Source organism: Prescottella soli (assembly GCF_040024445.1).
GTDB lineage: Bacteria > Actinomycetota > Actinomycetes > Mycobacteriales > Mycobacteriaceae > Prescottella > Prescottella soli.
In genome coordinates, this window is sequence record NZ_CP157276.1 from 3,977,622 (window position 1) to 3,999,893 (window position 22,272).

The window sequence follows — 22,272 nt, forward strand, 5'->3', positions numbered from 1 at the left end:
CGGAGAACCGGTGGTACAGGGACTGAAGTTGGGTTTGAAGGCGTCCGCGGAGCAGTTCGGCCCGCGCGACCTCGTCGAGCTTGGGGTGATGGCCGAGGAACACGGCCTCGACAGCGTCACCGTCAGCGACCACTTCCAGCCGTGGCGGCACAACGGCGGCCACGCGCCGTTCTCGATCGCGTGGATGACGGCGGTCGGTGAGCGCACGCAGCGTCTGCAGCTTGGGACGTCGGTGATGACCCCGACGTTCCGCTACAACCCGGCGGTGGTGGCGCAGGCGTTCGCGACGATGGGGTGCCTGTACCCGGGGCGTGTGATGCTCGGTGTCGGCACCGGTGAGGCGCTCAACGAGATCGCGACCGGCTTCAAGGGCGAGTGGCCGGAGTTCAAGGAGCGGTTCGCACGGTTGCGGGAGTCGGTGCAGTTGATGCGCGATCTGTGGACCGGCGACCGTGTGGACTTCGAGGGCGAGTATTACAGCACCAAGGGTGCCTCGATCTACGACGTCCCCGAGGGCGGTATCCCGGTCTACGTCGCGGCCGGCGGCCCGGTGGTCGCGCGTTACGCGGGCCGCGCGGGCGAGGGCTTCATCTGCACGTCCGGCAAGGGCATGGACCTGTACACCGAGAAGCTGATCCCCGCGGTGAAGGAGGGCGCCGAGAAGGCGGCCCGCAACTTCGCCGACATCGATCGGATGATCGAGATCAAGATTTCGTACGACACCGATCCCGCGGCCGCGCTGGAGAACACCCGGTTCTGGGCGCCGCTGTCGCTCACCGCGGAGCAGAAGCACAGCATCGAGGATCCGATCGAGATGGAGGCCGCGGCGGACGCGTTGCCGATCGAGCAGGTGGCCAAGCGGTGGATCGTCTCGTCCGATCCGGACGAGGCGGTCGAGATGATCAAGCCGTACCTGGACGCGGGCCTGAACCACCTGGTGTTCCACGCGCCCGGCCACGACCAGAAGCGGTTCCTGGACCTGTTCGAGCGCGACCTCGCACCGCGTCTGCGCGCGCTGGCCTGACACCGGTTCGCCCGGGACCGGCAACTAGGCTCGTCCCCATGGAAGCCAGCGAGGAAGTCCGGGCCGCGGCACGCCGAATCGGTGACGTATTCGGCGTGCCGCCGCAGGTGTTGCGGTTCCGGGCGGCGGTCGACGCGGACGGAGACGGCGAGGATCCGCCCGAGGTGTCGATCGCGGTCGGCGACGGATGCCCCGGCCCGGGCTACGCGTCCTACGCGACCCTCGACATGGCGCGGTTCCCGACGAACGTCACCACCGAGGACGGCCGCCCGATTCGCACCGAGCTGATCACCGTCGGCCGCGCCGACTATCGGTCTCTCGCCGACGTCCTCGCCCAGTGCGCGTTCCAGGTCGCGTCCGGATCGCTGCACGTCACCCCGAACGCCATCGTTCCCAACGCCGTTCACGCAGCCGATCCGGGCCGTTCCACCCGGCACGTGCTGCTGGTCGTCCCGTTCATCTGGTCGGCGCTCGAGATCCTCGTCGAACGGGCCGAGGACGTGACCACCTGGTTGCAGGCGGTGCCGATCACCGACTCCGAGTTGCAGTTCGCTTCCCGGTTCGGCACCGACGAACTGTTCACGCGACTCGAAGCGGCCGGCGCCGACGTGTCCGACATCGATCGCGCCTCGGTTGTCTGATCTGCCGTGACGGCCGAATGTCACATACGTCCAGTCCAACTGAACGTATGTGACATTCGGCCACATGGGGTCGAGGCCGGTCAGCGGCGGGTGAGGGCGAACATCCGGATGTCCCGGTCGGTGCGGCCCTGGTAGACGGCGTAGGCGCCGGCCAGTTCGACGAACTGCTTGTACAGCCGTTCCTTCTCCTCGCCGGTGACCTGGGCGGCCAGGACCGGGATGTCGCGTCCGGCCATCGTCACGCTCGCCTCGGGTTGCGCCAGCAGATTCGACGTCCACGCCGGGTGATGGTCCTGGCCGAAGTTGCTGCCCACGACCACCAGGCGGTCGCCGTCGCGCAGGTACAGGAGCGGGCTGGTGCGCCGCTGCCCGGACTTGCGTCCGACGGTGTTCAGCAGGACCGTCGGTGCCCCGATCGGGCCGAGGACGGTGAACCGGCCCTTGCTGCGCTCGAGAAGTCGCCGGTCCACGCCTGCGAGCTTGCGGATGGTCCACGAACCCAGCGTGGTCGACGCGAACGCGATGCCGGGCCGGCGGAGGATGCTGTTCTCCGAACCCCAGCGGACGTCCGGGAATGACGAATCGCTCATGGACGCCGATTATGCGCGATCGTCACTAGGCTGTCGCTCATGGCTGATTCGGGCACCGTGTCGAGCGTCTACATCGCGTCACCGGAGGGGGACACCGGCAAGTCCACGGTGGCCCTGGGCGTGCTGCAGATGCTGTGCGCGTCCACCGCCCGGGTGGGGGTGTTCCGCCCGATCGCGCGGTCGGCCGACGAGACCGATCACATCCTGGAACTGCTGATCGACCACACCACCGCCGACCTGAGCTACGACCAGTGCATGGGCGTGACGTACGAGCAGGTCCACTCGGACCCGGACGCGGCGCTGAGCGAGATCGTGTCCCGGTACCACCAGGTGGCCGAGCAGTGCGACGCCGTCGTGGTCGTGGGCAGCGACTACACCGACGTCGCCAGCCCCAGCGAACTCGGCTACAACGCGCGCATCGCGGCCAACCTCGAGGCGCCGGTGCTGCTGACCTTGCGCGGTGCCCACCGCAGCCCGCACGAGGTGGCCCAGCTGGCGAACCTGTGCACCGCGGAACTCGCTGCGCAGCACGCACATCTGGTGGCAATAGTGGTGAACCGCTGCGATCCGGACCGGCTGGAGGAGTACGCCGCGGCCCCCGAGGCGGCGGGGGTGCCGGTGTGGAGCCTGCCGGAGATCCCGCTGCTCGTCGCGCCCACGGTCGCCGAGCTCCGGACCGCGGTCGACGGCGAACTGTACTGCGGTGACACGGCGTTGCTGCAGCGCGAGGCGCTGGAGGTGACCGTCGGCGCGATGACCGCCGAGCACATCCTCGAACGGATCAAGGAGGGGTCGCTGGTGATCGTGCCGGGGGACCGGTCCGACGTCCTGCTCGCCCTCGTCAACGCTCATGACGCGCAGGGGTTCCCGTCGTTGTCGGGCATCGTCATGAGTGGCGGGATCGAGCCGCACCGATCGGTGGCGCGTCTGATCGCCGGTCTGAGTCCGCGGCTACCGATGCTGGCCACGCACTTCGATTCCTTCGACACCGCCAACATCGCGGCACAGACCCGCGGCCGGGTCTCGGTGGGCTCGCTGCGCAAGATCGACACCGCGCTCGCGCTGATGGAGCGGAGGGTGCACGCGCCGACGCTCATCGAACGGCTGCAGGTGAAGTTGCCGTCGGTGGTGACACCGCAGATGTTCGAGTACCAGTTGCTCGATCGGGCTCGGGCCGAGCGCAAGCGGATCGTGCTGCCGGAGGGTGACGACGACCGGATCCTGCGCGCGGCGGGGCGTCTGCTGCGTCGTCGGGTGGTCGACCTGACGATCCTCGGCGACGAGTCCAGTGTCCGTGCCCGCGCCGCGGAACTCGGTGTGGACCTGTCGTCTGCGACGGTCCTGGATCCGAAGCGGTCGGACTACCTGTCGGAGTTCGCTGCCGAGTACGCGAGGATCCGCGCCCACCGCGGCATGACGATCGAGCGGGCCCGCGAGATCATGGCCGACATCTCGTACTTCGGCACGATGATGGTGTACAAGGGGATCGCGGACGGCATGGTGTCCGGCGCGGCGCACACCACCGCGCACACGATCCGGCCGTCGCTCGAGATCATCAAGACGCAACCGGGTGTGTCGACCGTGTCGAGCGTCTTCCTGATGTGTCTCGCCGACCGGGTGCTGGCGTACGGGGACTGCGCCGTCGTGCCGGATCCGTCAGCCGAGCAGCTGGCCGACATCGCGATCTCGTCGGCCGAGACCGCGGCCAGGTTCGGGATCGATCCGCGCATCGCGATGCTCTCCTACTCGACGGGTGAGTCCGGAACCGGCATCGGTGTCGACAAGGTGCGCACCGCGACCGCGCTGGTGCGTGAGCGGCGGCCGGATCTGTTGGTGGAAGGTCCGATCCAGTACGACGCGGCCGTCGAGCCGACGGTCGCGCACACCAAGCTCCCGGAGTCGCAGGTGGCGGGGCGGGCGACGGTGTTCGTGTTCCCGGACCTCAACACCGGCAACAACACGTACAAGGCGGTGCAGCGCAGTGCCGGTGCGGTCGCGGTCGGGCCGGTGCTGCAGGGGTTGAACAAGCCGGTGAACGACCTGTCCCGCGGTGCGCTGGTGCAGGACATCGTCAACACCGTCGCCATCACCGCGATCCAGGCCCAGGACGTTCCCGTGAAGGTGGTGCAGAAGTGACCGAACCGGTTGTGCTGGTGATTAATTCGGGGTCGTCGTCGATCAAGTTCCAGCTCGTCCACCCGAGGGTGGGCGACGCCGTCGGGTCGGGGCTCGTCGAACGGATCGGGGAGTCGTCGGGCCGCATCGTCTACCACCACCCGGGGGGCGTGCTCGAGCGCGAACTCGTCATCCCCGACCACACGGCGGGGCTGCACGCCGCGGAGGACGTCATCGCCGAGGCCGGACGCTCCCTCAGCGACTGGGGCGTCGTGGCGGTGGGCCACCGCGTCGTGCACGGCGGGCCGGTGTTCCGGGAGCCGACCGTCGTCGACGACGACGTCGTCGCCGAATTGCGCAGGCTGTCGCCGCTGGCCCCGCTGCACAATCCGCCGAACGTCGTCGGGATCGAGGTGGCGCGCCGACTCCTCCCCGACGTCCCGCACGTCGCGGTGTTCGACACCGCCTACTTCCACACGCTGCCGGAGGCCGCCGCCACCTACGCGATCGACGCGGAGGTGGCACGCGCGAACGGGGTGCGCCGCTACGGCTTCCACGGGACGTCGCACGAGTACGTCAGCGAGCGGGCCGCCGCGTTCGTGGACCGCGACTACGGCGAGCTGGACCAGATCGTCCTCCACCTCGGAAACGGGGCGTCGGCCGCGGCGATCCGGGGCGGACGCGCCGTCGACACGTCGATGGGCATGACACCGCTCGAGGGACTGGTGATGGGCACCCGCAGCGGAGACCTGGATCCCGGTGTGATCCTGCACCTGAACCGGAACGCCGGCATGAAGGGCGACGAACTCGACGACCTGCTCAACCGGCACTCCGGTCTGAAGGGGCTGTGCGGCGAGAACGACTTCCGGGCACTGCGGCAGATGGTCGCCGACGGGGACCCCGCGGCCAAGCTCGCGTACGACGTCTACGTGCACCGGTTGCGTCGGTACATCGGGGCGTACCTCGTGGAGTTGGGCGGCGTGGACGTCATCACCTTCACCGGCGGCGTCGGCGAACACGATGTGGACGTGCGCCGTGATGCCCTTGCCGGACTGGGCCGCCTCGGTATTGTGGTGGACGACACGCGCAACGCGTCGACGGAGACCGGCGAGCGGCGGATCAGCGCCGACGACTCCGCGGTGGAAGTCCTCGTGGTGCCCACCAACGAGGAGCTCGCCATAGCACGTAAGGCGATCGCTCTGGTCTGATTCGGGAAGAAGTGTCACTCGGCGCGGGGGATCGGGACCTTAGGCCCTCGCCGCGGAGCCCTCGGAAGTCCGACTATTCCGGGTATGGTTGCCAACCCCGAGATCGATCTCGCTCCACCCCGAACGCTGACAGCGTCCCGGCCGGCTCCCTCCGGTCGCGGACGCAAGGGCTCGTTCATCTACAAGATGATCACGACCACCGACCCCAAGGTGCTCGGGATCATGTACCTGGTCACCGCGTTCGCGTTCTTCCTCATCGGCGGCCTCATGGCGCTGCTGATGCGGAGCGAGTTGGCGATCCCGGGTCTGCAGTTCCTGTCGAACGAGCAGTTCAACCAGCTGTTCACGATGCACGGCACGATCATGCTGCTGCTGTACGCGACCCCGGTCGTGTTCGGCTTCGCGAACTACATCGTCCCGCTGCAGATCGGCGCGCCGGATGTCAGCTTCCCGCGGCTCAACTCGCTGAGCTACTGGTTCTACCTCTTCGGTGGTCTGATCGCGATGGCCGGCTTCATCACCCCCGGTGGTGCCGCCGACTTCGGGTGGACCGCCTACGTGCCGTTGTCGAATGCGGTGCACACACCGGGCGTCGGCGCCGACCTGTGGATCATCGGATTGGCGCTCGGCGGTGTCGGCACCATCCTCGGCGGCGTCAACTTCATCACCACCATCGTGTGCCTGCGTGCCCCCGGCATGACGATGTTCCGCATGCCGATCTTCACGTGGAACATCCTGATCACGTCGCTGCTGATCCTGCTGGTGTTCCCGCTGCTGGCTGCCGCCCTGATCGGTCTGTGGGTGGACCGACACCTCGGTGCGCACCTTTTCGACCCCGCGACCGGCGGAGTCATGTTGTGGCAGCACCTGTTCTGGTTCTTCGGTCATCCCGAGGTGTACGTGATCGCGTTGCCGTTCTTCGGCATCGTCTCGGAGATCTTCCCGGTCTTCTCGCGTAAGCCGATCTTCGGTTACAGCGGCCTGGTCTACGCCACCATGGGCATCGCGGCCCTGTCGATCGCCGTGTGGGCGCACCACATGTACGCCACGGGTGCGGTTCTGCTGCCGTTCTTCTCGTTCATGACGTTCCTCATCGCGGTCCCGACCGGCGTGAAGTTCTTCAACTGGATCGGCACCATGTGGCGCGGACAGTTGACGTTCGAGTCGCCGATGCTGTTCGCGGTCGGCTTCCTGGTGACCTTCCTCTTCGGTGGCCTTTCCGGCGTGCTGCTGGCGAGCCCGCCGCTCGACTTCCACGTCACCGACACGTATTTCGTCGTCGCGCACTTCCACTACGTCCTCTTCGGCACCATCGTGTTCGCCACCTACGCGGGCATCTACTTCTGGTTCCCGAAGATGACCGGCCGCATGATGGACGAGCGCCTCGCGAAGTGGCACTTCTGGACCACGCTCATCGGCTTCCACACCACGTTCCTCGTCCAGCACTGGCTGGGTGCGTCGGGCATGCCGCGCCGCTACGCCGACTACCTTCCCACCGACGGGTTCACCACGCTCAACACGATCTCCACGGTCGGCTCATTCATCCTGGGCGCCTCGACGCTGCCGTTCCTGTGGAACGTCTTCAAGAGCTACCGCTACGGCCCGATCGTGACCGTCGACGACCCGTGGGGCTACGGCAACTCGCTCGAGTGGGCCACCAGCTGCCCGCCGCCGCGGCACAACTTCACCGAGCTGCCCCGGATCCGTTCGGAGCGACCGGCCTTCGAGTTGCACTACCCGCACATGGTCGACCGCATGCGGGCCGAGGCGCACGTGGGCCTCGGACACCGCGACGACAAGGCCGTCGAACTGAAGCAGGAAACGACGGTCTGACGATGGACGACGGCAGGCGGTACCGCGACTGGATGGCCCACGCCCCGGGCGTGGACCTCCGCCCCGAGCCGGGACGGATGTTGGCGCCGCTGCTCACCGTGGCGCTGACGTTGGCGACCCCGTTGGTGCTCCCGATCCCGGTGGCGGCCGTGCTGGTCCTCGCGGCGCTCGCATGGGTCGGAGCACGAATCCAGGAGTCCGGCAGCGGGAGTCGTCGCGGTGCCGCGCTCAGAACAGGCTGCGAGGACGCACCGCGTTCGCGAGGTCCACGAGCGTGTAGCGGTGGGTCGCGGTAGGCGCGCCGCGCGCCATCGCTCGTAACGCGGATTCGGTGCCCGCACGCAGGCCGCGCTCGGTGAAGGGGACACCGAGCAGCGGCTCGTGTGCCGTGGTGGGGGTGTGCCCGGCGAGGAGCCACTGCAGTGCCGTGCCGAGAACCACCGTCCGCATCTGCGGGGCGCGGATCTCGGTGCGGGGCAGTGCTTCCACTCGCCGGGCACACTCGCGCAGCGTCGCCTCACTGATGTTGCCGATCGGCCGCACCGACAGGTACGTCAGGACCGCCGTCATGCGGGCGGCGCCGTAGCTGCGCGAGCCGGCCGGGACCTGGTCCAGCGCGCCGACGGCGCCGTGGACATCGCCGTCCGACGCGAGTCGTCGGGCCAGGCCGAACGCGGCGCTCACGATGTTCCGGTCCATCCGCCACACCGTCCGGTAGAACGCGAGCGCCGGCAGACGCCATCGGTCGATGCCGGGTTCGGTGCTGTGTTCGAGTAGCAGTTCGGCGGCGGCGGCCATCGCCAGCTGCGGGGAGACCTCGCCCGGCAGCGCGGTGTGGACGTTGTCGAACGCCATGTAGGCGGAAGCCAATTCGTTGAGGATCAGTGCGGCGATGCCCCGGTACCATTCGATTCGCCAGTCGTTCGGATGGGCGGCCGCCAAGGGGCGCAGCAACCGACGCGCACGGTCCGCGTCACCGAGATCGAGGTGCGCCCGAACCTCGGCGAGAAGCAGCTCCGGGGATTCCGGGGTGTCCCGGTCGAGGCTCTCGCGGGCCCGGTCGAGGACGTCGAGCGTCAGCCGGGGATCGCTGTGCGCGGCCGCGTTCACCACGGGCGCTCCGGGATCGTCGGGATCGACCAGCGGCACCGCGAGGGCCTGCGCCACCTTCCGCGGGTTGAGGGTCCGGTCGCGCTCGATGCCGTCGGCGAAAACGTCTGTCTGCTCGACGAACTCGTCGGAGCCGAACACTGCGCGCTGGCGGGTGAAGACCGTCGACAGGATCGGATGTTCCTCGTCGGACTGGAGCGAGACTATCTCGCGCAGCACCCCGGTGAGCTGTCCCGACATCTCGGTGGCGGAGCGGAAGCGCCGCTCGGGGTCGGAAGCTGTGGCCCGCAGCAGCAGCCGACGGAAGGAGTCGTATCGGGCGAGCAGCGGCGCCTTCGCCGGTGTCGGCAGCCCGTCGGCGTAGCGGCCGTTCGTGGTCGGCAGGTCGAGGGTGAGCACCGCGAGAGTTCTTCCGACGGTGTAGATGTCGGACGCGACGGTCGGTCCGGTCTCGGTGATCTCGGGCGCCTGGAACCCCGGGGTGCCGTACAGGTAGCCGTAGCTCTCGAGCGGCGCCACGGCCCCCAGGTCGATCAGCTTGAGTTGCACGTCGGTGACCATGATGTTGTCGGGCTTGAGGTCGTTGTAGGCCAGACCCATCGAGTGCAGATACTCCAGGGCGGGCAGGATCTCGAGGATGTAGGCGATGGCCTGTTCGACCGGCAGGCGCTCGGGACGTTTGCATGCTGCGAGGATGTCGCGCAGCGAACTTCCGCCGACGTACTCCATCACCAGGTAGCCGGCGGGCGGTGAACCCTCCTCCTGGTACTCGACGAAGTTGTAGATCTCGACGATGCTCGGGTGTCTCACCTCGGCGAGGAACTGACGTTCCGCGGCCGCCACCGCGTGCGCCTCGGCGTCGCCGAGCTGCAGCAGACCCTTCAAGACCACCCAGCGGTTGTCGACGTTGCGGTCGATCGCCAGGTAGATCCAGCCCAGACCCCCGTGCGCGATGCACCCCTGCACCTCGTACTGACCGGCGATCACCATCCCGGGGGACAACAGCGGGGAGAACTCGAATCGGGACCCACAGTGGGGGCAGATCCCGGACGTGGCGCCGGGGCCGTCCTTCGTCGAGCGGCCGACCGGGTTGTTGCACTTCCAGCAGAACCGCTTGCGTTCGGGTACTCGCGGATCGCTGAGGATCACCGACTGGGGTTGTTGCACCGGAACCGGCGGCACCTCGACCAGTCCGCCGCCGAGCACGCGGCGGGTGCGGGTGCGCTGGGTGCGCGCGCGCCGTCCGGTGGTGGGCACCACCTCCTGTGCCGCGGTCGCCATCGGGTCGTCGACCGGTGTCGCGGCACGGGTGCTCGAGAGGTCACCGGTCTCGCCGGTGCCGTGTTCGTCGGCATCCTTTCCCGTCATGCATCCTCCGTTCCCTGCCGCACGTCAGTCCCGGTACGTCGCCGGCGGCGGCCCTGGTGAGGGTCCCAGTTCGGAGAGCCATCGGTCGTAGATCCTCTCCCATGTGCCGTCCGCGCGGATCCGTTCGAGGGTGCCGTTCACGAACCGCACCAGATCGTCCTTGCCCTTCGCGATCCCGATTCCGTACGGTTCGGGTCCCAGGCTGGGGCCGACGATCCTCAGGTAGGGGTCCTGGGTGGTCATCCCCGCGAGCAGGGTGTCGTCGGCGCTGGTCGCGTCGACCTGGCGCTGCTGCAGCATCACGAGGCAGTCCGACCACGTGGGGACCGCGATCACCGTCGCGTCGGGAACGAGGTCACGGATGCGCTCGAGGGAACGCGTGCCCTTCGTCATGCAGACCCGCTTGCCGGCGAGGTCGTCGACGCCGAGGATCGGGGACCCCGCCATGACCAGGATTCGCTGGTGCGCCTCGTAGTACTCGGTGGAGAAGTCCACGTGCCGCCGCCGCTCGCACGTGATGCTCATGGTGTGGGCGACGATGTCCACCTTCGCGTCCTGCAGAGCCTGCTCGCGTTCCGCCGCCGTGAGGACCCGGTACTCCACCTTGTCGGGACTGCCCAGCAGGTCGCGGGCAATCTCGCGGGCGATGTCGACGTCGAACCCCTCGAGGCCGCCGGTGGCGGGGTTCCGGAAGCTCATGAGATTGTTTCCCGTGTCCAGTCCGACGACGAGCCGACCGCGCGCCCGGATCGCGTCGAGCGTCGGCCCCGTCGGTACTTCGCCGGGCGAGAACGGGCGCAGGCTCGCAGTGGGATCACCGCACTCCTGCGGTGGGGGCACGGGCTCCGACGTCAGGACCGACGCTCCGTGTGGCAGGGGCGCCACGCTGTACGTCTCGCTCGGCGGCAGCGTGTACGGCGCCGGTGGCTCCGTGCAGCCCGACACGGTCGCGCCGGTGACCCCGACAGCCACCGCGGCCGTCGCGAGCAGCCGGCGTCCGATCACTGGTACTCCCGCAGCCGGGGCCACAGGCCCAGCGGGATACCGACGGCCGCCACGATCGTGATCACCACCGCGCCGGGACCGAGCGCGGAAAGCACCCTCGACGAGTTGGCGATGTCGTCGCGCAGCTCTGCGCGGGAGCTGTCGGCACCGTCGGACAGCGCATTGTCGACGATGCCGAACTGCGTTGCGCTCGAATCGGGCTCGGTGCCCACGGCCGTCATCGCCGCCGCATTCGTGTCGCCCGCCTCGAGGGCATCGTTCATCCGTTGATGTGCTGCCGTCCACCCGTCCAGACCCTGGCTCGCCTCGTGCACGTCGTCCGCGCCGACGGCGGCGGAATAGCCGTCGAGCAGCTTGCGCAGCTCGTCGGTGTCGTCGACGAAGACCTGTCCGTGTTGTTCCTTCTCGTCGCGACGGACCAACTGCAGGATCTCCTGGGTCCGGGCCTGCTGAGCGAGGATGCGCGCCGAACCGAACGTCGACAATGGCGTCGACCCCTGCCGCACGGCGCGGTGCGCCGACGTCGCGGACACGATGCCGGCCACGAGCATCCACACGAGCAGCGCGGTCATCGCGGCGGTCGTGAACAGCAGGCCGGCGTTGAACGTGCGACGGGTGCGCCTGGACATCACCACCTGCGTCGCGACGAGCGCGACCAGCACCGCCACGAGCAGTCCGATCGCGAACCACGGCGGTCGGGCGAACTCCGACTGCGGGGCGAGCGATGCCGCGGCACGTTCGGTGTGCAGGGCCTGTGCGAGCGGCAGCAGGTTCGTCTGCATCAGCGACGACGCCTCCGCGAGGTACGCGGTGCCGACGGGGTTGCCGCTGCGGTTGTTCGCGCGGGCCGTCTCCACCAGCCCCGTGTACACCGGCAGCTGTGTCGCGATCTGGGTGATGAGCTGTCGTCCCTCGTCGTCACCGGGCAGCCCGTCGGCCGTGGCGACCAGTTCGGCGGCCGCGGTCCCGATCGCCTGCGCGTAGCGTTCCCGGGCCTGGCTCGGTTCGACGCCGCCGGACAGGAACGCCGTGGCGGCGGCGGCGTCGGCGACCGACAGCGACGAATACAGATTCTGGGACGACCGGGCGAGCGGTTCGGTCGTGGACAGCAGGACGTCGATCTGGTGCTTCCGGTCGCTCGCGACAGCCGAGGTGATCAGTCCCGCGGCCAACGTCCCGAGGAGCAGCGCGACGCCGACCGCGAGTAGCCGTGCAGGTGTCGATCGCAGCAGGTCACGCGGGGCGATCTGGCGCGCTCGGACGATGCCGAACGTCGTCGCCGCCATGCTGCTGGTCTGCTTCTGCGCGGGCGTCGTCGTATCTCCCGACGTCTTCGTTTCCGGCACTGCCACGGCATGTCCTCGTTCGCCGTCCGTCTGGTTCGAGGCCTCGGTACTGCCGAGCATAAGCCGCAGCGGAAGGTTGTTCCTCCGATTCGTGATGTCGCGGGGAATACTGTGGGGAAAGGTGAGCGGCTCGGCGGACAGGGCAGGTGAGAGGCACTCCATGCGCGGTGACGGAGACGGTTGGGCGATGACCCCCGACGGGGTTCGGCATTGGGGCCGGCACGGCGCGGCGGGTCTGTTGTTACGTGCCCCGCTGACGGACGGCACGGCCGCGGTCCTACTGCAGCATCGGGCCGCATGGAGTCACCAGGGCGGCACGTGGGCCCTGCCCGGTGGCGCGCGTGACAGCCACGAGACGACGATCCACGCCGCGATCCGCGAGGCGCAGGAGGAAACCGGAATCGACGCGGGGTCGGTGCACGTGCGCACCGAGCGGGTGACGGCCACCGTCGCGGGCGGTTGGACGTACACGACGGTCGTCGCCGACGCGGAGAAGCCGCTGGCGCTGGTCCCGAACGGGGAGAGCACCGAACTGCGCTGGGTGCCCGAGTCCGACGTCGAGCGCATGCCGCTTCATCCCGGGTTCGCCGCGGCGTGGCCGGGGCTGCAGGCCGCCGAGGTCCGGGTTCTGCTCGACACCGCGAACGTGCTCGGCTCGCGGCCCGACGGGTGGTGGCGCGATCGTGCGGGCGCCACGACGAACCTGCTGGACCGGCTCGCGCAGGTGCTGCCGCGGACCATCGAGCTGCCCGGCGGCGGTTTCGGTTGGCTGCCGCGGATCGAGGCGGTGCTCGAGGGCCGGGCCCGCGCCGCCGGGCACGTCGACGCGCGGATCCCGGTTCACACAGCGTCCGGCAGCGGTGACGACGAGCTGGCCCGGCTGGCCGCGAGCGACGGCGCCCTCACCGCCGTCGTGACCGCCGACCGCGGGTTGCGCGGACGGCTGCCGGAATCGGTGCTGACGCTGTCGCCGTCGACGGTGCTCGCCTGGTTGGACTGAGCCCGACGTCAGCCGCGCTCGAGGAGGAAACGACGACCGGTGATCTCGGTGGGCCGGATCTCCACGAAGTTGTACTTCTCGGTCGGTACCCACGACCGCAGGTCGAGTTCCTCGGCCGCATTGATCTCGTCGAACCGGACGAGTGTGCGCGCGATGCCGCGGACCAGGATGCTCCACGCGGACGTCGTGTCGGCGTGGTCCACCTGGAAGGTGACCATCGGCTTGAGCTTGAGCTCGGTGAGCTTGTCGCCCTCGGCGCTGCGGAAGTAGAGCTTGCCGTCGTGCACCGCGTAGTTGACGGGGTAGACGTCGGGTTGGTCGCCGCTGACGAGGATGAGCCGTCCGAGGCGCTCGGTGGCCAGCAGGTCCAGCGCCTCCTGCTCGGTGAGCGCGGTGACAGGGGTGGTCCGGTCCGGCATGTCTGCTCCGATCCTCGATGAGCCTTCACCCCCGACTCTGCCCGCTGCGGCACGCGTGTGCCACAAGGTTCGGGTGTGAGCTGCACGTCACCGGGGGCTGTCCAGGATCCGGCGCAGCTGGCGCGCCTGGGCGGCGAGTTCGCCGTCGGTGGTGAACAGTTCGGTCTCGTCGACGCACTCGTCCGATGTCCACCACACCGTGCGGTGGCGCAGTCGATGCCACGGTCCGGTGGGCGAGGCGGCGGCGGGGGCGAAGTGCGTCGTCAACTCGACGGTCGGGATCGGCACCGGCGCAGTGCGTGTCGCGAACAGTCCCGGCGGCAGCGCGTCGAGCAGGATCGCGGCGCGCTCGACACCGGTGAACTCCAACCCCGGCCGCAGCCGGATCCACACGTCGAACTCGGGGTCCGGTCCGCCCGCGAAGGGGCGCGCCGCGTTGATCGGACGGATGTCGAGGTGCTGCGAGAACGGCACGAAGTCGATCGGAACATTCAGTCCCGCAAGACTGTCCGGGTCGACGGCCGTCTCGATCGATGGTGCGTGCCGGACGGCAGCGACACCTCGTGACAGGCGGACCAGTGCCGTCGCGGCGGTGCCGGCGCGGACCTGTACACCCGGTGAGCGTCCGGTCGGCCCCCGCTGCGCGGTCATGTCGATCGGGCCGGGGCGCAGCGGGGCGTAGAAGTGTGCGGTGGCGGCGGCGGGCACCGCGCCGGTCTCGACGGCCGCGGCTCGCAGCATCGCCGCGAGCACCATGCCGCCGTGGATGCCGTCGAAAGCACGCCAGGTGTCGTCGAACCGGGTGGGGAACGGGCCGAGTGTCGTGGTCATGACGAGAACTCCTGTGTAGTAACGGTTTGCGGGGACAACGGTGCGGTGGATCGGGGCGACATCGCGAGCGCGGTGACGGCCCCGACGGCGGCGAGGGCGGCGATGGTCCACCACGCGGCGGTGAAGCCGGACGCCGCGAGCACGGCGACGAGGATCGCGATACCCAGAACGCTGCCGAGCTGGCGGCTGGTGTTGACGACCGCGCTGCCGGTGGCGCCCTGCGCGGGCGGCAGCGTCGCGGCGGCGGTCGACAGGATGGTCGGCAGGGCGAGCCCGACACCGGCGCCGGCGATCAGCCATCCGGGAAGCAGACCCGTCGCGTAGTTCGGTTCGGTGTGGACACTCGCGAGGACGAGCACCGTGCCGGCGCCCCACAGTGCACTGCCGAGACCGGCCACGGCGCCGGGCGGCAGGCGTCGGCCGAGAACCTGTCCGACGATCGCGAAGACCGGGACCAGCAGGGGACCGGGTGCCACTGCGAGACCGGTGCGCAGAGCCGAGTACCCCCACTGGGTCTGCATCCACAGGATGTTCGCGAGCAGACCGGCGGCGAACGACGCACTGAACGCGACGGCGGTGATGTTGGACCACGCGAACGGGCGCACCCTCAGCAATTCCGGGTCGAGCAGCGGATTGCGGTGGCGCGTCGTGCGCCGGGCGAACCATGCCAGTGCCAGGACTCCGACGGCCGCGGCGACCACGGTCCCGGCGTGTGTCCATCCCCAGTCGGGGCCCTGCACCAACGCCAGCGACACCGCACCGAGACCGACCGCGAGCAGACCCGCACCGGGAAGGTCGACATCGGCGGGATGCGGATCGCGGGACTCGGGCACGATGCGCGCGGCCACCCACAACAGCACCACGCCGATCGGCACGTTGATCAGGAAGATCCAGCGCCACGACGCGGATACCAGCAGCCCGCCGAGTACGGGTCCGAGTGCCGAGGCGGCGGCGCCGGTCGCGGCCCACAGGCGCACCCCGAACGCGCGTCGGGCGTCGGGCAGGGCCGCGATGAGCAGACCGAGACTGGCCGGGGTGAGTGCGGCGGCGCCTGCAGCCTGCGCCAGGCGGAACGCGACCAGCGGCCACAGCGACGGAGCGAGGGCGCACGCGGCGCTCGCGATCGTGAACAGCGCCAGGCCGGCCAGGAACGCGCGGCGGCGCCCGACACGGTCGGCCCAGCGGCCCGCCGGAATCAGCAGGGCCGCGTAGACGATCGCGTACCCGCTGAGGATCCAGCTGAGGTGGGTGAGCGGTGTTCCGGCGAAGTCGGTGGCGATGTCGTCGAGGGCCACGTTGACGACGAACAGGTCCAGGGCGGCGACGAACGGCGCCCCGGACAGGACCGCGATGAGCGCGCCCGGACGCTGACTTTTGCTTGGCATAGTCAGGAGTGTGGACCCTGACTCTGGATTTCACAAGTCAGCGGGTAGGCTGGGGCGCATGCAGGCGGCACGGCTGGACGGGTTTCTCGCTGATCGCAGTGCGTGGCGGGCCACGCACTGTTCGATCGCGAAGGCGATGGACGTCGTGGGCACCCGGTCGGCGATGCTGATCCTGCGTGAGGCGTACTACGGCACAACCCGTTTCGACCAGTTCGCCGAGCGGGTGGGGATCACCGAGGCGGTGGCCGCCGCGCGCCTGCGGGAGTTGACCGCCGAGGGGTTGTTCGAGCGGAGTCCCTACAAAGAGCCCGGGCAACGCACGCGTTACGAGTACGTGCTCACCGAGAAGGGGCGCGATCTACTGCCGGCGGTGCTGGCGCTGATGCAGTGGGGCGACAAGTATCTGCAGGATGGCCGTGGCGGGCCGCTGGATCTCGCCGACGACACCACCGGCGAACCGGTCCACGTCGAGGTGCGCAACGAGTCGGGGCGCCGGGTGCCGCTCGGGGAGTTGCGCGTGGTCCCGAACGTCACCGAGGAGCAGGCGCGCCGCTCGCTGGAGTGACGCTCGAGGACTCGCGAAAAGCGGTCAGGCGTCGGACTTATTGCCGGATTTCCTGTCCCAGTGGTTTTCCTCGCGCCGATTGCGGAGCACGACCAACGGCAGCAGGACGGTGGCGAGCGCGGTGACGAGCCACACCACGATCGTCGCGAGGATCCACGTGCGCCAACCGGAGATGGACAGCCCCCCGAACGCGGAGGCGATGGCGAGAGCGGCGAAGGTCGACACCAGTCCGATGCCGCCCAGGAACGCGGGCGCATTCCGTTCGGCGAGGCGGGTGATGAACGGCGACAGTACGCTCTGGGCAATGGCGAACAGGATGACGGCAGTGATGAATCCTGCGGGAGTGACGGATACCTCGGGAATCAGCCACACCGCCGCGAGGATCCCGAGTGCGGCCGATCCCAGGAAGATCGCGCACCGAATGAGAAAGCGAATCATGTTCCGGCCCTTCCGCGTAGACCGTCTCGGCGCGCGTCGGTACAGCCCGCGGACCGGGTGGTCGATTTCGGCGAGCTTACCTCTCGGGGCGTCCGGTGGTGCGTAACACCGCCGGGCGCGATCGCGAATTTCCGGGCAGGGGAGTTGTGTTCGGCGGTGCCCGCATCAGGGTGATCGACATCGTTGCTTAGGCTTCGTATGTAGATCCGGCCGGGGACGATCGACAAGGGGGCTGGCAGTTGTTGCGGAGCAGGACGGCACGAGGAAACGAAATACCCCTCCGGACAGGGCACCTCGTCGTGCTCGGACTGTGGGCGCTGACGTCGGCGATCCTGGTTCTCACGACGGTGAGTCCCTGGATGCCGGAGATCGGCCTCCTCGCGGGCGGAGCCGACCTCGACGTCTACCGCGACGGCGCGCGCCACATCATGGAGGATCTGCCGCTCTACACCCAACCCGTCATCCACGGACTTCTGTACACGTACACGCCGTTCTCGACGCTGGTGTTCGTCCCGTTCGGTCTGCTGCCCCTGGACTACGACAAGTACATCTGGATGGCGGCCAACCTGGCGCTGCTGGTCGGGATCGTCGCGCTGTGCTGGCGGATGCTCGGCTACCGGATCTCTCGTCGGCTCGTCGGGATCTCGGCGCTGCTCGCGGTGGCGTGCACGTTCCTCGAACCCGTTCGCACCACGCTGTTCTACGGGCAGATCAACCTGGTGCTGATGGCGCTGGTGCTGTGGGACGTCTCCCGCGACGAACGGAGCCGGATCAGGGGCGTCGGCGTCGGGATCGCGGCCGGTATCAAGCTCACCCCTGGGTACTTCGTGCTCTACTACCTGGTGCTTCGCCAGTGGCGGGCCGCCGCAGTGGCGGTCGGCACGGTCGTGGCCACGATCGCCGTGAGTTGGCTGGTACTGCCGGATGATTCGCGGCAGTACTGGACCGACACCTTCTTCGAATCCACGCGGATCGCGGAGGACCAGCACCCGTCGAACCAGTCGATCCGCGGCGTCGTCGCGCACCTGACCGGCCACGCGACGCCGGTCGCGGTGTGGCTCGTGCTGGCGGCGCTCGTCGTGGCGGTGAGCATGTGGATCGTGGTGCGCCTGCATCGCGCGGGGGAGAGTCTGCTCGCGGTCACGGTGGCGGGTCTGAGCGCCGCGGCGGTGTCGCCGTTCTCGTGGAGTCACCACTGGGTGTGGTTCGTCCCGCTGCTCGTCTACATCGTGCACCGTGCGCTGACGAACAGTTGGTGGTGGCTCGCCGCGGCGGTGATCTACCTCGGCGCCGGTGCCTGGCCGTACCGATGGAACGAACACGTCGTGGTGGTCGGTCTGTTCCTGTTCCCGCCGCAGTGGGCCGTCGCCGACGTCCTCATGAACATCTACCTGTTGCTGTACGCGGCCGTCCTGGTCGGCGCCGGCCTCGTAGCATCCCGCAGGGCCGAACCGGCTGGTCAGCACCCAGTGGCGGCGTGAGTCGGACGTCCTGTCACCATTCCGGCATGAAACTTCGACACCTGATCGCCGCAGCCCCCGTCGCCCTGCTCGTCCTCACCGGCTGCAGCAACAGCGACGCGGACACGACCGCGTCGTCCTCGACCGAGACCACCGTCGCCTCCAATGTCGTCGACGCGGCCGTCAAGGAGATGTGCAGCCAGGTAGCGGTCTTCATCGACTCGTCCGCCCAGGCCGCCCAGGCCGCCGGGCAGCCGTTCGACCGCGCCGCCAAGGGCGAGGAGTTCCTGGGGCTGTTGAAGTCGAGCTCCGGCGCGTGGGTGGGCGCCTACAACGCGCAGGCCGAGGTGGCGGGACAGCCGCAGCTGGACCCGGCGACCGCGACGTGGGAGGACATGCCCGCGGACAGCCGCGACATGATCGAGCGGTCCGTGCAGGCGGGTGTCTCCGGCAACTGCTGATGCGGAGGGTCAGCCGCGCAGGGCGTCGGACAGCGCCCGCGCGGCGGCCTCCGGGTCGTCGGCGTCGGTGATCGCACGCACGACGACGACGCGGGTGGCGCCCGCCTCGAGGATCTGCGGCAGCCGCTCCTGGTCGACGCCGCCGATCGCGAACCACGGCCGCGGCGGCGCGGACTCGGCGGTGCTGCGCACCAGTTCGAGACCCGACGCCGTCCGGCCCGGCTTGGTGGGCGTGGCCCACACCGGACCGGTGCAGAAGTAGTCGACGTCCTCCTCGATCGCCGCGAGGCTGGCCTGCGCGCGATTGTTCGTGGAGCGGCCGATCACGACGTCGGGGCCGACGATCCGGCGGGCGTAGTGCACGGGCAGGTCGTTCTGGCCCAGGTGCAGGACGTCCGCCCCGGCGGCGAGCGCGAGGTCGGCCCGGTCGTTGACGGCGAGCAGCGCGCCGTGGCGTCGGGCCGCGGCGCCCAGTACCGCCAGCGCCGCCAGCTCTTCCTTCACCTCGAGCGGCCCGAACTCCCGCTCGCCGGCCGAGCCCTTGTCGCGCAGCTGGACGATGTCGACGCCGCCGGCCAGTGCGGCCTCGACGAAGTGAGCCAGATCGCCCTTGTCCCGCCGGGCGTCCGTGCAGAGGTAGAGGCGCGCGTCGGCGAGGCGTTCGCGCGGTGTGAGGTGCTTGACGGATTGGGAGGCATGCACACTTGGAACGGTAGTCTCTACTCCGGACGAATCAACACGGGAGTCCCGAGGAGCGCGGGGCTGAGAGGGGGCCTGCCGGCCCCGACCGTCATACCTGACCCGGATCATGCCGGCGCAGGGAGTGAGGTGGAGAAAGTTGACCCGATCGGTTTCCGTCGTCGGCGGCGGTGTCATCGGTCTGTCCGTCGCGTGGCGGGCAGCGCAGCGTGGCTGGGCGGTCCGGTTGTACGACCCGGCACCCGGGTCGGGCGCGTCGTGGGTCGCGGGCGGGATGCTCGCGCCACTCTCGGAGGGCTGGCCCGGTGAGGAGCAGGCGCTCGCGCTGGGGGCCGCGTCGCTGCAGCGGTGGCCGGACTTCGGTGCCGAGCTCGAACGTATCGCGGGCGTGACGCTGTTCACCTCGGACGACTCGCTGACCGTCGCGCTGGACGCCGCCGACGCCGCCGACCTGCACACGATCGCCGACTGGGTGGCCGAGCAGGGGCACGAGCTGCGCATCCTGAACCGCGCCCAGATCCGTGAACTCGAGCCGTCGCTCGGGCGCGGGATCCGGCTGGCACTGCAGGCGCCCACCGAACTGGCCGTCGACAACCGGCTGCTGGTGCAGGCGCTGCGGACCGCGGCGGTGGACGCGGGCGTCGAGCTGATCGAGCACGCGGTGACCGATCTGGACGACCTCACCACCGACCAGGTGGTGCTGGCGGCCGGATCGAACTCGGCGCAGCTGTGGCCGGACCTGCCGGTGCGTCCGGTCAAGGGCGAGATCCTGCGGCTGCGGGCGCGCCCCGGGGTGACGCCCGCGCCGCGACGCACGATCCGCGGCAGCGTGCACGGGCGACCGTCGTATCTGGTGCCGCGCGCCGACGGCATCGTCGTGGGCGCGACGCAGTACGAGTCGGGCCACGACACCCAGGTGACGGTGGCCGGCGTGCGTGACCTGATCGCGGACGCGGAGGCCTTGATGCCGGCGATCGGCGAGTACGAGCTGTACGAGGCGAAAGCCGGTCTGCGCCCGATGAGTCCGGACAACTTACCGATCATCGGCCGCGTCTCGGACCGGGTGGTGCTCGCGACCGGGCACGGCCGCAACGGCATCCTGATGACCCCGGTGACGGCGGACGCGACGGTCGCGATCCTCGACGGCACACCATTGGTAGAGGCGGAAAGTGCCACCGCCGAACGATTTTCACCTGCGAAGGCTTGAGCGAGGTTTGGATGAGTGAGTTGATCGGTATCACCGTCAACGGTGAGGAACGCGAGTTCGACGGACCGCTGACGGTGACACAGCTGCTCGAGCGGCTGGACCTGCCGCAGCGCGGCATCGCCGTGGCGGTCGACGGTGCGGTGTTCCCGCGCGGGCGGTGGTCCGAATCCGTCGGCCGCGGTTGGGAAATCGAGATCCTCACGGCGGTGCAGGGTGGCTGAGATGAGCAAGCTGACGATCGCCGACCGCACCTTCGGCTCCCGCCTGATCATGGGCACCGGGGGCGCCGCGAACCTCGCCGTGCTCGAGGAGGCGTTGGTGGCGTCGGGCACCGAGCTGACCACCGTCGCGATGCGCCGCGTCGACGCCGCCGGCGGCACGGGTGTCCTGGACCTGCTGCGCCGACTGGACATCGCGCCGCTGCCGAACACTGCCGGGTGCCGGGGTGCCGCGGAGGCGGTGCTCACCGCGCAGCTCGCGCGTGAGGCGCTCGAGACCGACTGGGTCAAGCTCGAGGTCATCGCCGACGAACGCACGCTGCTGCCCGACGCGATCGAATTGGTCAGCGCGGCAGAACAGTTGGTGGACGACGGATTCACCGTCCTGCCGTACACTACCGACGACCCGGTGCTCGCCAAGCGGCTCGAGGACGTCGGCTGCGCCGCGGTGATGCCGCTCGGTTCACCGATCGGCACCGGCCTGGGCATCTCGAACCCGCACAACATCGAGATGATCGTGGAGGCCGCCGGCGTGCCCGTCATCCTCGACGCCGGCATCGGCACCGCGAGCGACGCGACGCTCGCGATGGAGCTGGGCTGCGATGCGGTGCTGCTCGCGACCGCCGTCACCCGCGCGAAGGATCCGGCGCTCATGGCGTCGGCGATGCGAGGCGCGGTGACCGCCGGCTACGAGGCGCGCCGTGCCGGACGCATCCCCAAGCGGTTCTGGGCGCAGGCGTCGTCGCCGATGTGACGACGGCTACGGGGTCGCGAACGCGAGGCCGACGCCCAGGACCGGTGGCGCAGTGACGAAATGCCCACTGAGCGGGGTGTTTCCCTCGTAGTGGGAGCTCGGCATCCGGTAGATCCGGGCGAAGGACTGCGGCGGATAGGTGACGCCGATGAACTCGTCGGCGGGCAGCGCTCCCACGACGACGAACTTCACGGTCGGCGCGGACAGCTGTGCCGGATCGTGTACCACGCGGTACACGACGCCGCGGGTGGTGTCGTAGTGGGTGTAGTCGCGCACCGCCTCGACGATCGTCGCTCCCCGGTCGAACGCGGCGCGCAACCCCGGCACGGTGCTCGTCGCGGATCCACTCGTGATCGAGGTCGGCGGGACCGGTTGCGGGCCAAGTTCCTCGGCGCCGGCGACGGGCGCGGCGACGGCGGCGAGCGCGACCGCGAACGCGGCCGCGGTGACGAGTCTTCTCACGTGTCGTCCTCACTGTGGGTCGGTTCGCCGGCGATTCGGCGGAGTCGTCCCCTGTGTCGTGCGGGTGGGTGCAGCGCGTTACGGGAGGTCTGTCCGCGCGCCACGCCGATAACGGAATGATCGAAAATCCCGG

The 22,272-nt window shown here is 69.4% G+C and carries 22 protein-coding genes and 1 riboswitch; of the genes, 12 read left to right on the forward strand and 10 right to left on the reverse strand.

From position 1 onward, the window contains the following. The first annotated feature begins 10 nt into the window (after positions 1–10). Together fgd and ABI214_RS18415 are read left to right on the forward strand one after the other, a co-directional pair. Positions 11–1,024 (forward strand): glucose-6-phosphate dehydrogenase (coenzyme-F420), encoded by a 1,014-nt coding sequence (gene fgd, locus ABI214_RS18410; RefSeq protein ID WP_348603956.1) that lies wholly within the window; start codon positions 11–13, stop codon positions 1,022–1,024. A 38-nt stretch (positions 1,025–1,062) separates the two neighbouring features. Next, positions 1,063–1,665: a suppressor of fused domain protein gene (locus tag ABI214_RS18415; protein WP_348603957.1), complete on the forward strand. Its 603-nt coding sequence runs from the start codon at positions 1,063–1,065 to the stop codon at positions 1,663–1,665. 80 nt (positions 1,666–1,745) lie between these two features. Here ABI214_RS18415 and ABI214_RS18420 read toward each other — a convergent pair whose 3' ends face one another. Further along, positions 1,746–2,255 (reverse strand): nitroreductase/quinone reductase family protein, encoded by a 510-nt coding sequence (locus tag ABI214_RS18420; protein WP_348603958.1) that lies wholly within the window; start codon positions 2,253–2,255, stop codon positions 1,746–1,748. A gap of 39 nt (positions 2,256–2,294) precedes the next feature. On the opposite strand from ABI214_RS18420, the gene pta reads away from it, so the two are divergent. From pta to ctaD, 3 genes are all read left to right on the forward strand, one after another. After that, on the forward strand, positions 2,295–4,391 hold the full coding sequence (gene pta, locus ABI214_RS18425; protein WP_348603959.1) for a phosphate acetyltransferase: 2,097 nt from the start codon (positions 2,295–2,297) through the stop codon (positions 4,389–4,391). Then, entirely contained in the window at positions 4,388–5,578 is a 1,191-nt protein-coding gene (locus ABI214_RS18430) for an acetate/propionate family kinase (protein WP_348603960.1), read from the forward strand. The genes pta and ABI214_RS18430 overlap by 4 nt, the downstream gene beginning before the upstream one ends. A gap of 84 nt (positions 5,579–5,662) precedes the next feature. Continuing rightward, positions 5,663–7,411 (forward strand): aa3-type cytochrome oxidase subunit I, encoded by a 1,749-nt coding sequence (gene ctaD / locus ABI214_RS18435; protein WP_348603961.1) that lies wholly within the window; start codon positions 5,663–5,665, stop codon positions 7,409–7,411. 228 nt (positions 7,412–7,639) lie between these two features. Here ctaD and ABI214_RS18440 read toward each other — a convergent pair whose 3' ends face one another. Genes ABI214_RS18440 through ABI214_RS18450 form a run of 3 tightly spaced genes read right to left on the reverse strand, consistent with a single transcriptional unit; the run spans position 7,640 to position 12,246 of the window. Next, positions 7,640–9,889 (reverse strand): serine/threonine-protein kinase, encoded by a 2,250-nt coding sequence (locus ABI214_RS18440; protein ID WP_348603962.1) that lies wholly within the window; start codon positions 9,887–9,889, stop codon positions 7,640–7,642. A 24-nt stretch (positions 9,890–9,913) separates the two neighbouring features. Beyond that, entirely contained in the window at positions 9,914–10,894 is a 981-nt protein-coding gene (locus ABI214_RS18445) for a glutamate ABC transporter substrate-binding protein (RefSeq protein WP_408587183.1), read from the reverse strand. Next, a complete protein-coding gene (locus ABI214_RS18450) occupies positions 10,891–12,246 on the reverse strand; it encodes a hypothetical protein (RefSeq protein WP_348603963.1) in 1,356 nt (451 codons plus the stop codon). The genes ABI214_RS18445 and ABI214_RS18450 overlap by 4 nt, the downstream gene beginning before the upstream one ends. A gap of 154 nt (positions 12,247–12,400) precedes the next feature. Between ABI214_RS18450 and ABI214_RS18455 the strand changes: the two genes are divergently transcribed. Further along, the gene (locus ABI214_RS18455) at positions 12,401–13,240 is read left to right on the forward strand and encodes an NUDIX hydrolase (RefSeq protein ID WP_348603964.1); all 840 of its coding nucleotides are present in this window, start codon (positions 12,401–12,403) and stop codon (positions 13,238–13,240) included. An 8-nt stretch (positions 13,241–13,248) separates the two neighbouring features. Here the strand turns inward: ABI214_RS18455 and ABI214_RS18460 are convergent, their stop codons facing one another. The 3 genes from ABI214_RS18460 to ABI214_RS18470 form a co-directional block, all read right to left on the reverse strand. After that, positions 13,249–13,659, reverse strand: coding sequence for a pyridoxamine 5'-phosphate oxidase family protein (locus ABI214_RS18460; protein WP_348603965.1), 411 nt, complete (start codon positions 13,657–13,659; stop codon positions 13,249–13,251). 87 nt (positions 13,660–13,746) lie between these two features. Beyond that, complete coding sequence (locus tag ABI214_RS18465) at positions 13,747–14,490, reverse strand: acyl-CoA thioesterase (RefSeq protein WP_348603966.1); 744 nt, start codon at positions 14,488–14,490, stop codon at positions 13,747–13,749. Beyond that, positions 14,487–15,875, reverse strand: coding sequence for an MFS transporter (locus tag ABI214_RS18470; protein ID WP_348603967.1), 1,389 nt, complete (start codon positions 15,873–15,875; stop codon positions 14,487–14,489). The genes ABI214_RS18465 and ABI214_RS18470 overlap by 4 nt, the downstream gene beginning before the upstream one ends. 58 nt (positions 15,876–15,933) lie before the next feature. Between ABI214_RS18470 and ABI214_RS18475 the strand changes: the two genes are divergently transcribed. Then, positions 15,934–16,440, forward strand: a complete 507-nt coding sequence (locus ABI214_RS18475) for a winged helix-turn-helix transcriptional regulator (protein ID WP_348603968.1) — start codon at positions 15,934–15,936, stop codon at positions 16,438–16,440. A 24-nt stretch (positions 16,441–16,464) separates the two neighbouring features. Here the strand turns inward: ABI214_RS18475 and ABI214_RS18480 are convergent, their stop codons facing one another. Further along, positions 16,465–16,878, reverse strand: coding sequence for a hypothetical protein (locus tag ABI214_RS18480; RefSeq protein ID WP_348603969.1), 414 nt, complete (start codon positions 16,876–16,878; stop codon positions 16,465–16,467). Positions 16,879–17,177: 299 nt separating this feature from the next. On the opposite strand from ABI214_RS18480, the gene ABI214_RS18485 reads away from it, so the two are divergent. Together ABI214_RS18485 and ABI214_RS18490 are read left to right on the forward strand one after the other, a co-directional pair. Further along, complete coding sequence (locus ABI214_RS18485) at positions 17,178–18,359, forward strand: glycosyltransferase 87 family protein (RefSeq protein ID WP_348603970.1); 1,182 nt, start codon at positions 17,178–17,180, stop codon at positions 18,357–18,359. A gap of 26 nt (positions 18,360–18,385) precedes the next feature. Beyond that, positions 18,386–18,799 (forward strand): hypothetical protein, encoded by a 414-nt coding sequence (locus ABI214_RS18490; protein WP_348603971.1) that lies wholly within the window; start codon positions 18,386–18,388, stop codon positions 18,797–18,799. Between the two features lie 9 nt (positions 18,800–18,808). Here ABI214_RS18490 and thiE read toward each other — a convergent pair whose 3' ends face one another. Further along, entirely contained in the window at positions 18,809–19,501 is a 693-nt protein-coding gene (gene thiE, locus ABI214_RS18495; RefSeq protein ID WP_348603972.1) for a thiamine phosphate synthase, read from the reverse strand. A gap of 26 nt (positions 19,502–19,527) precedes the next feature. Further along, positions 19,528–19,639: riboswitch (TPP riboswitch) on the forward strand. On the opposite strand from thiE, the gene thiO reads away from it, so the two are divergent. The 3 genes from thiO (at position 19,608) to ABI214_RS18510 (ending at position 21,677) form a co-directional block, all read left to right on the forward strand. Further along, positions 19,608–20,705, forward strand: coding sequence for a glycine oxidase ThiO (thiO, locus tag ABI214_RS18500; RefSeq protein WP_408587177.1), 1,098 nt, complete (start codon positions 19,608–19,610; stop codon positions 20,703–20,705). It overlaps the preceding riboswitch by 32 nt. Before the next feature lie 11 nt (positions 20,706–20,716). Continuing rightward, on the forward strand, positions 20,717–20,926 hold the full coding sequence (thiS, locus tag ABI214_RS18505) for a sulfur carrier protein ThiS (protein ID WP_348603974.1): 210 nt from the start codon (positions 20,717–20,719) through the stop codon (positions 20,924–20,926). Further along, positions 20,919–21,677, forward strand: coding sequence for a thiazole synthase (locus ABI214_RS18510; protein ID WP_348603975.1), 759 nt, complete (start codon positions 20,919–20,921; stop codon positions 21,675–21,677). Before thiS ends, ABI214_RS18510 begins: the two co-directional genes overlap by 8 nt. Positions 21,678–21,683: 6 nt before the next feature. On the opposite strand, the gene ABI214_RS18515 is transcribed toward ABI214_RS18510, so the two are convergent. Beyond that, entirely contained in the window at positions 21,684–22,139 is a 456-nt protein-coding gene (locus ABI214_RS18515; protein WP_348603976.1) for a hypothetical protein, read from the reverse strand. Positions 22,140–22,272 lie beyond the last annotated feature (133 nt).

Bases quoted from the DNA above. Each gene is read 5' to 3' on its own strand.
- ABI214_RS18415 (WP_348603957.1), top strand. From the start codon at position 1,063: ATGGAAGCCAGCGAGGAAGTCCGGGCCGCGGCACGCCGAATCGGTGAC.
- ABI214_RS18420 (WP_348603958.1), bottom strand. From the start codon at position 2,255: ATGAGCGATTCGTCATTCCCGGACGTCCGCTGGGGTTCGGAGAACAGC.
- pta (WP_348603959.1), top strand. From the start codon at position 2,295: ATGGCTGATTCGGGCACCGTGTCGAGCGTCTACATCGCGTCACCGGAG.
- ctaD (WP_348603961.1), top strand. From the start codon at position 5,663: ATGGTTGCCAACCCCGAGATCGATCTCGCTCCACCCCGAACGCTGACA.
- ABI214_RS18440 (WP_348603962.1), bottom strand. From the start codon at position 9,889: ATGACGGGAAAGGATGCCGACGAACACGGCACCGGCGAGACCGGTGAC.
- ABI214_RS18455 (WP_348603964.1), top strand. From the start codon at position 12,401: ATGCGCGGTGACGGAGACGGTTGGGCGATGACCCCCGACGGGGTTCGG.
- ABI214_RS18460 (WP_348603965.1), bottom strand. From the start codon at position 13,659: ATGCCGGACCGGACCACCCCTGTCACCGCGCTCACCGAGCAGGAGGCG.
- ABI214_RS18465 (WP_348603966.1), bottom strand. From the start codon at position 14,490: ATGACCACGACACTCGGCCCGTTCCCCACCCGGTTCGACGACACCTGG.
- ABI214_RS18470 (WP_348603967.1), bottom strand. From the start codon at position 15,875: ATGCCAAGCAAAAGTCAGCGTCCGGGCGCGCTCATCGCGGTCCTGTCC.
- ABI214_RS18475 (WP_348603968.1), top strand. From the start codon at position 15,934: ATGCAGGCGGCACGGCTGGACGGGTTTCTCGCTGATCGCAGTGCGTGG.
- ABI214_RS18480 (WP_348603969.1), bottom strand. From the start codon at position 16,878: ATGATTCGCTTTCTCATTCGGTGCGCGATCTTCCTGGGATCGGCCGCA.
- ABI214_RS18490 (WP_348603971.1), top strand. From the start codon at position 18,386: ATGAAACTTCGACACCTGATCGCCGCAGCCCCCGTCGCCCTGCTCGTC.
- thiO (WP_408587177.1), top strand. From the start codon at position 19,608: ATGCCGGCGCAGGGAGTGAGGTGGAGAAAGTTGACCCGATCGGTTTCC.
- thiS (WP_348603974.1), top strand. From the start codon at position 20,717: ATGAGTGAGTTGATCGGTATCACCGTCAACGGTGAGGAACGCGAGTTC.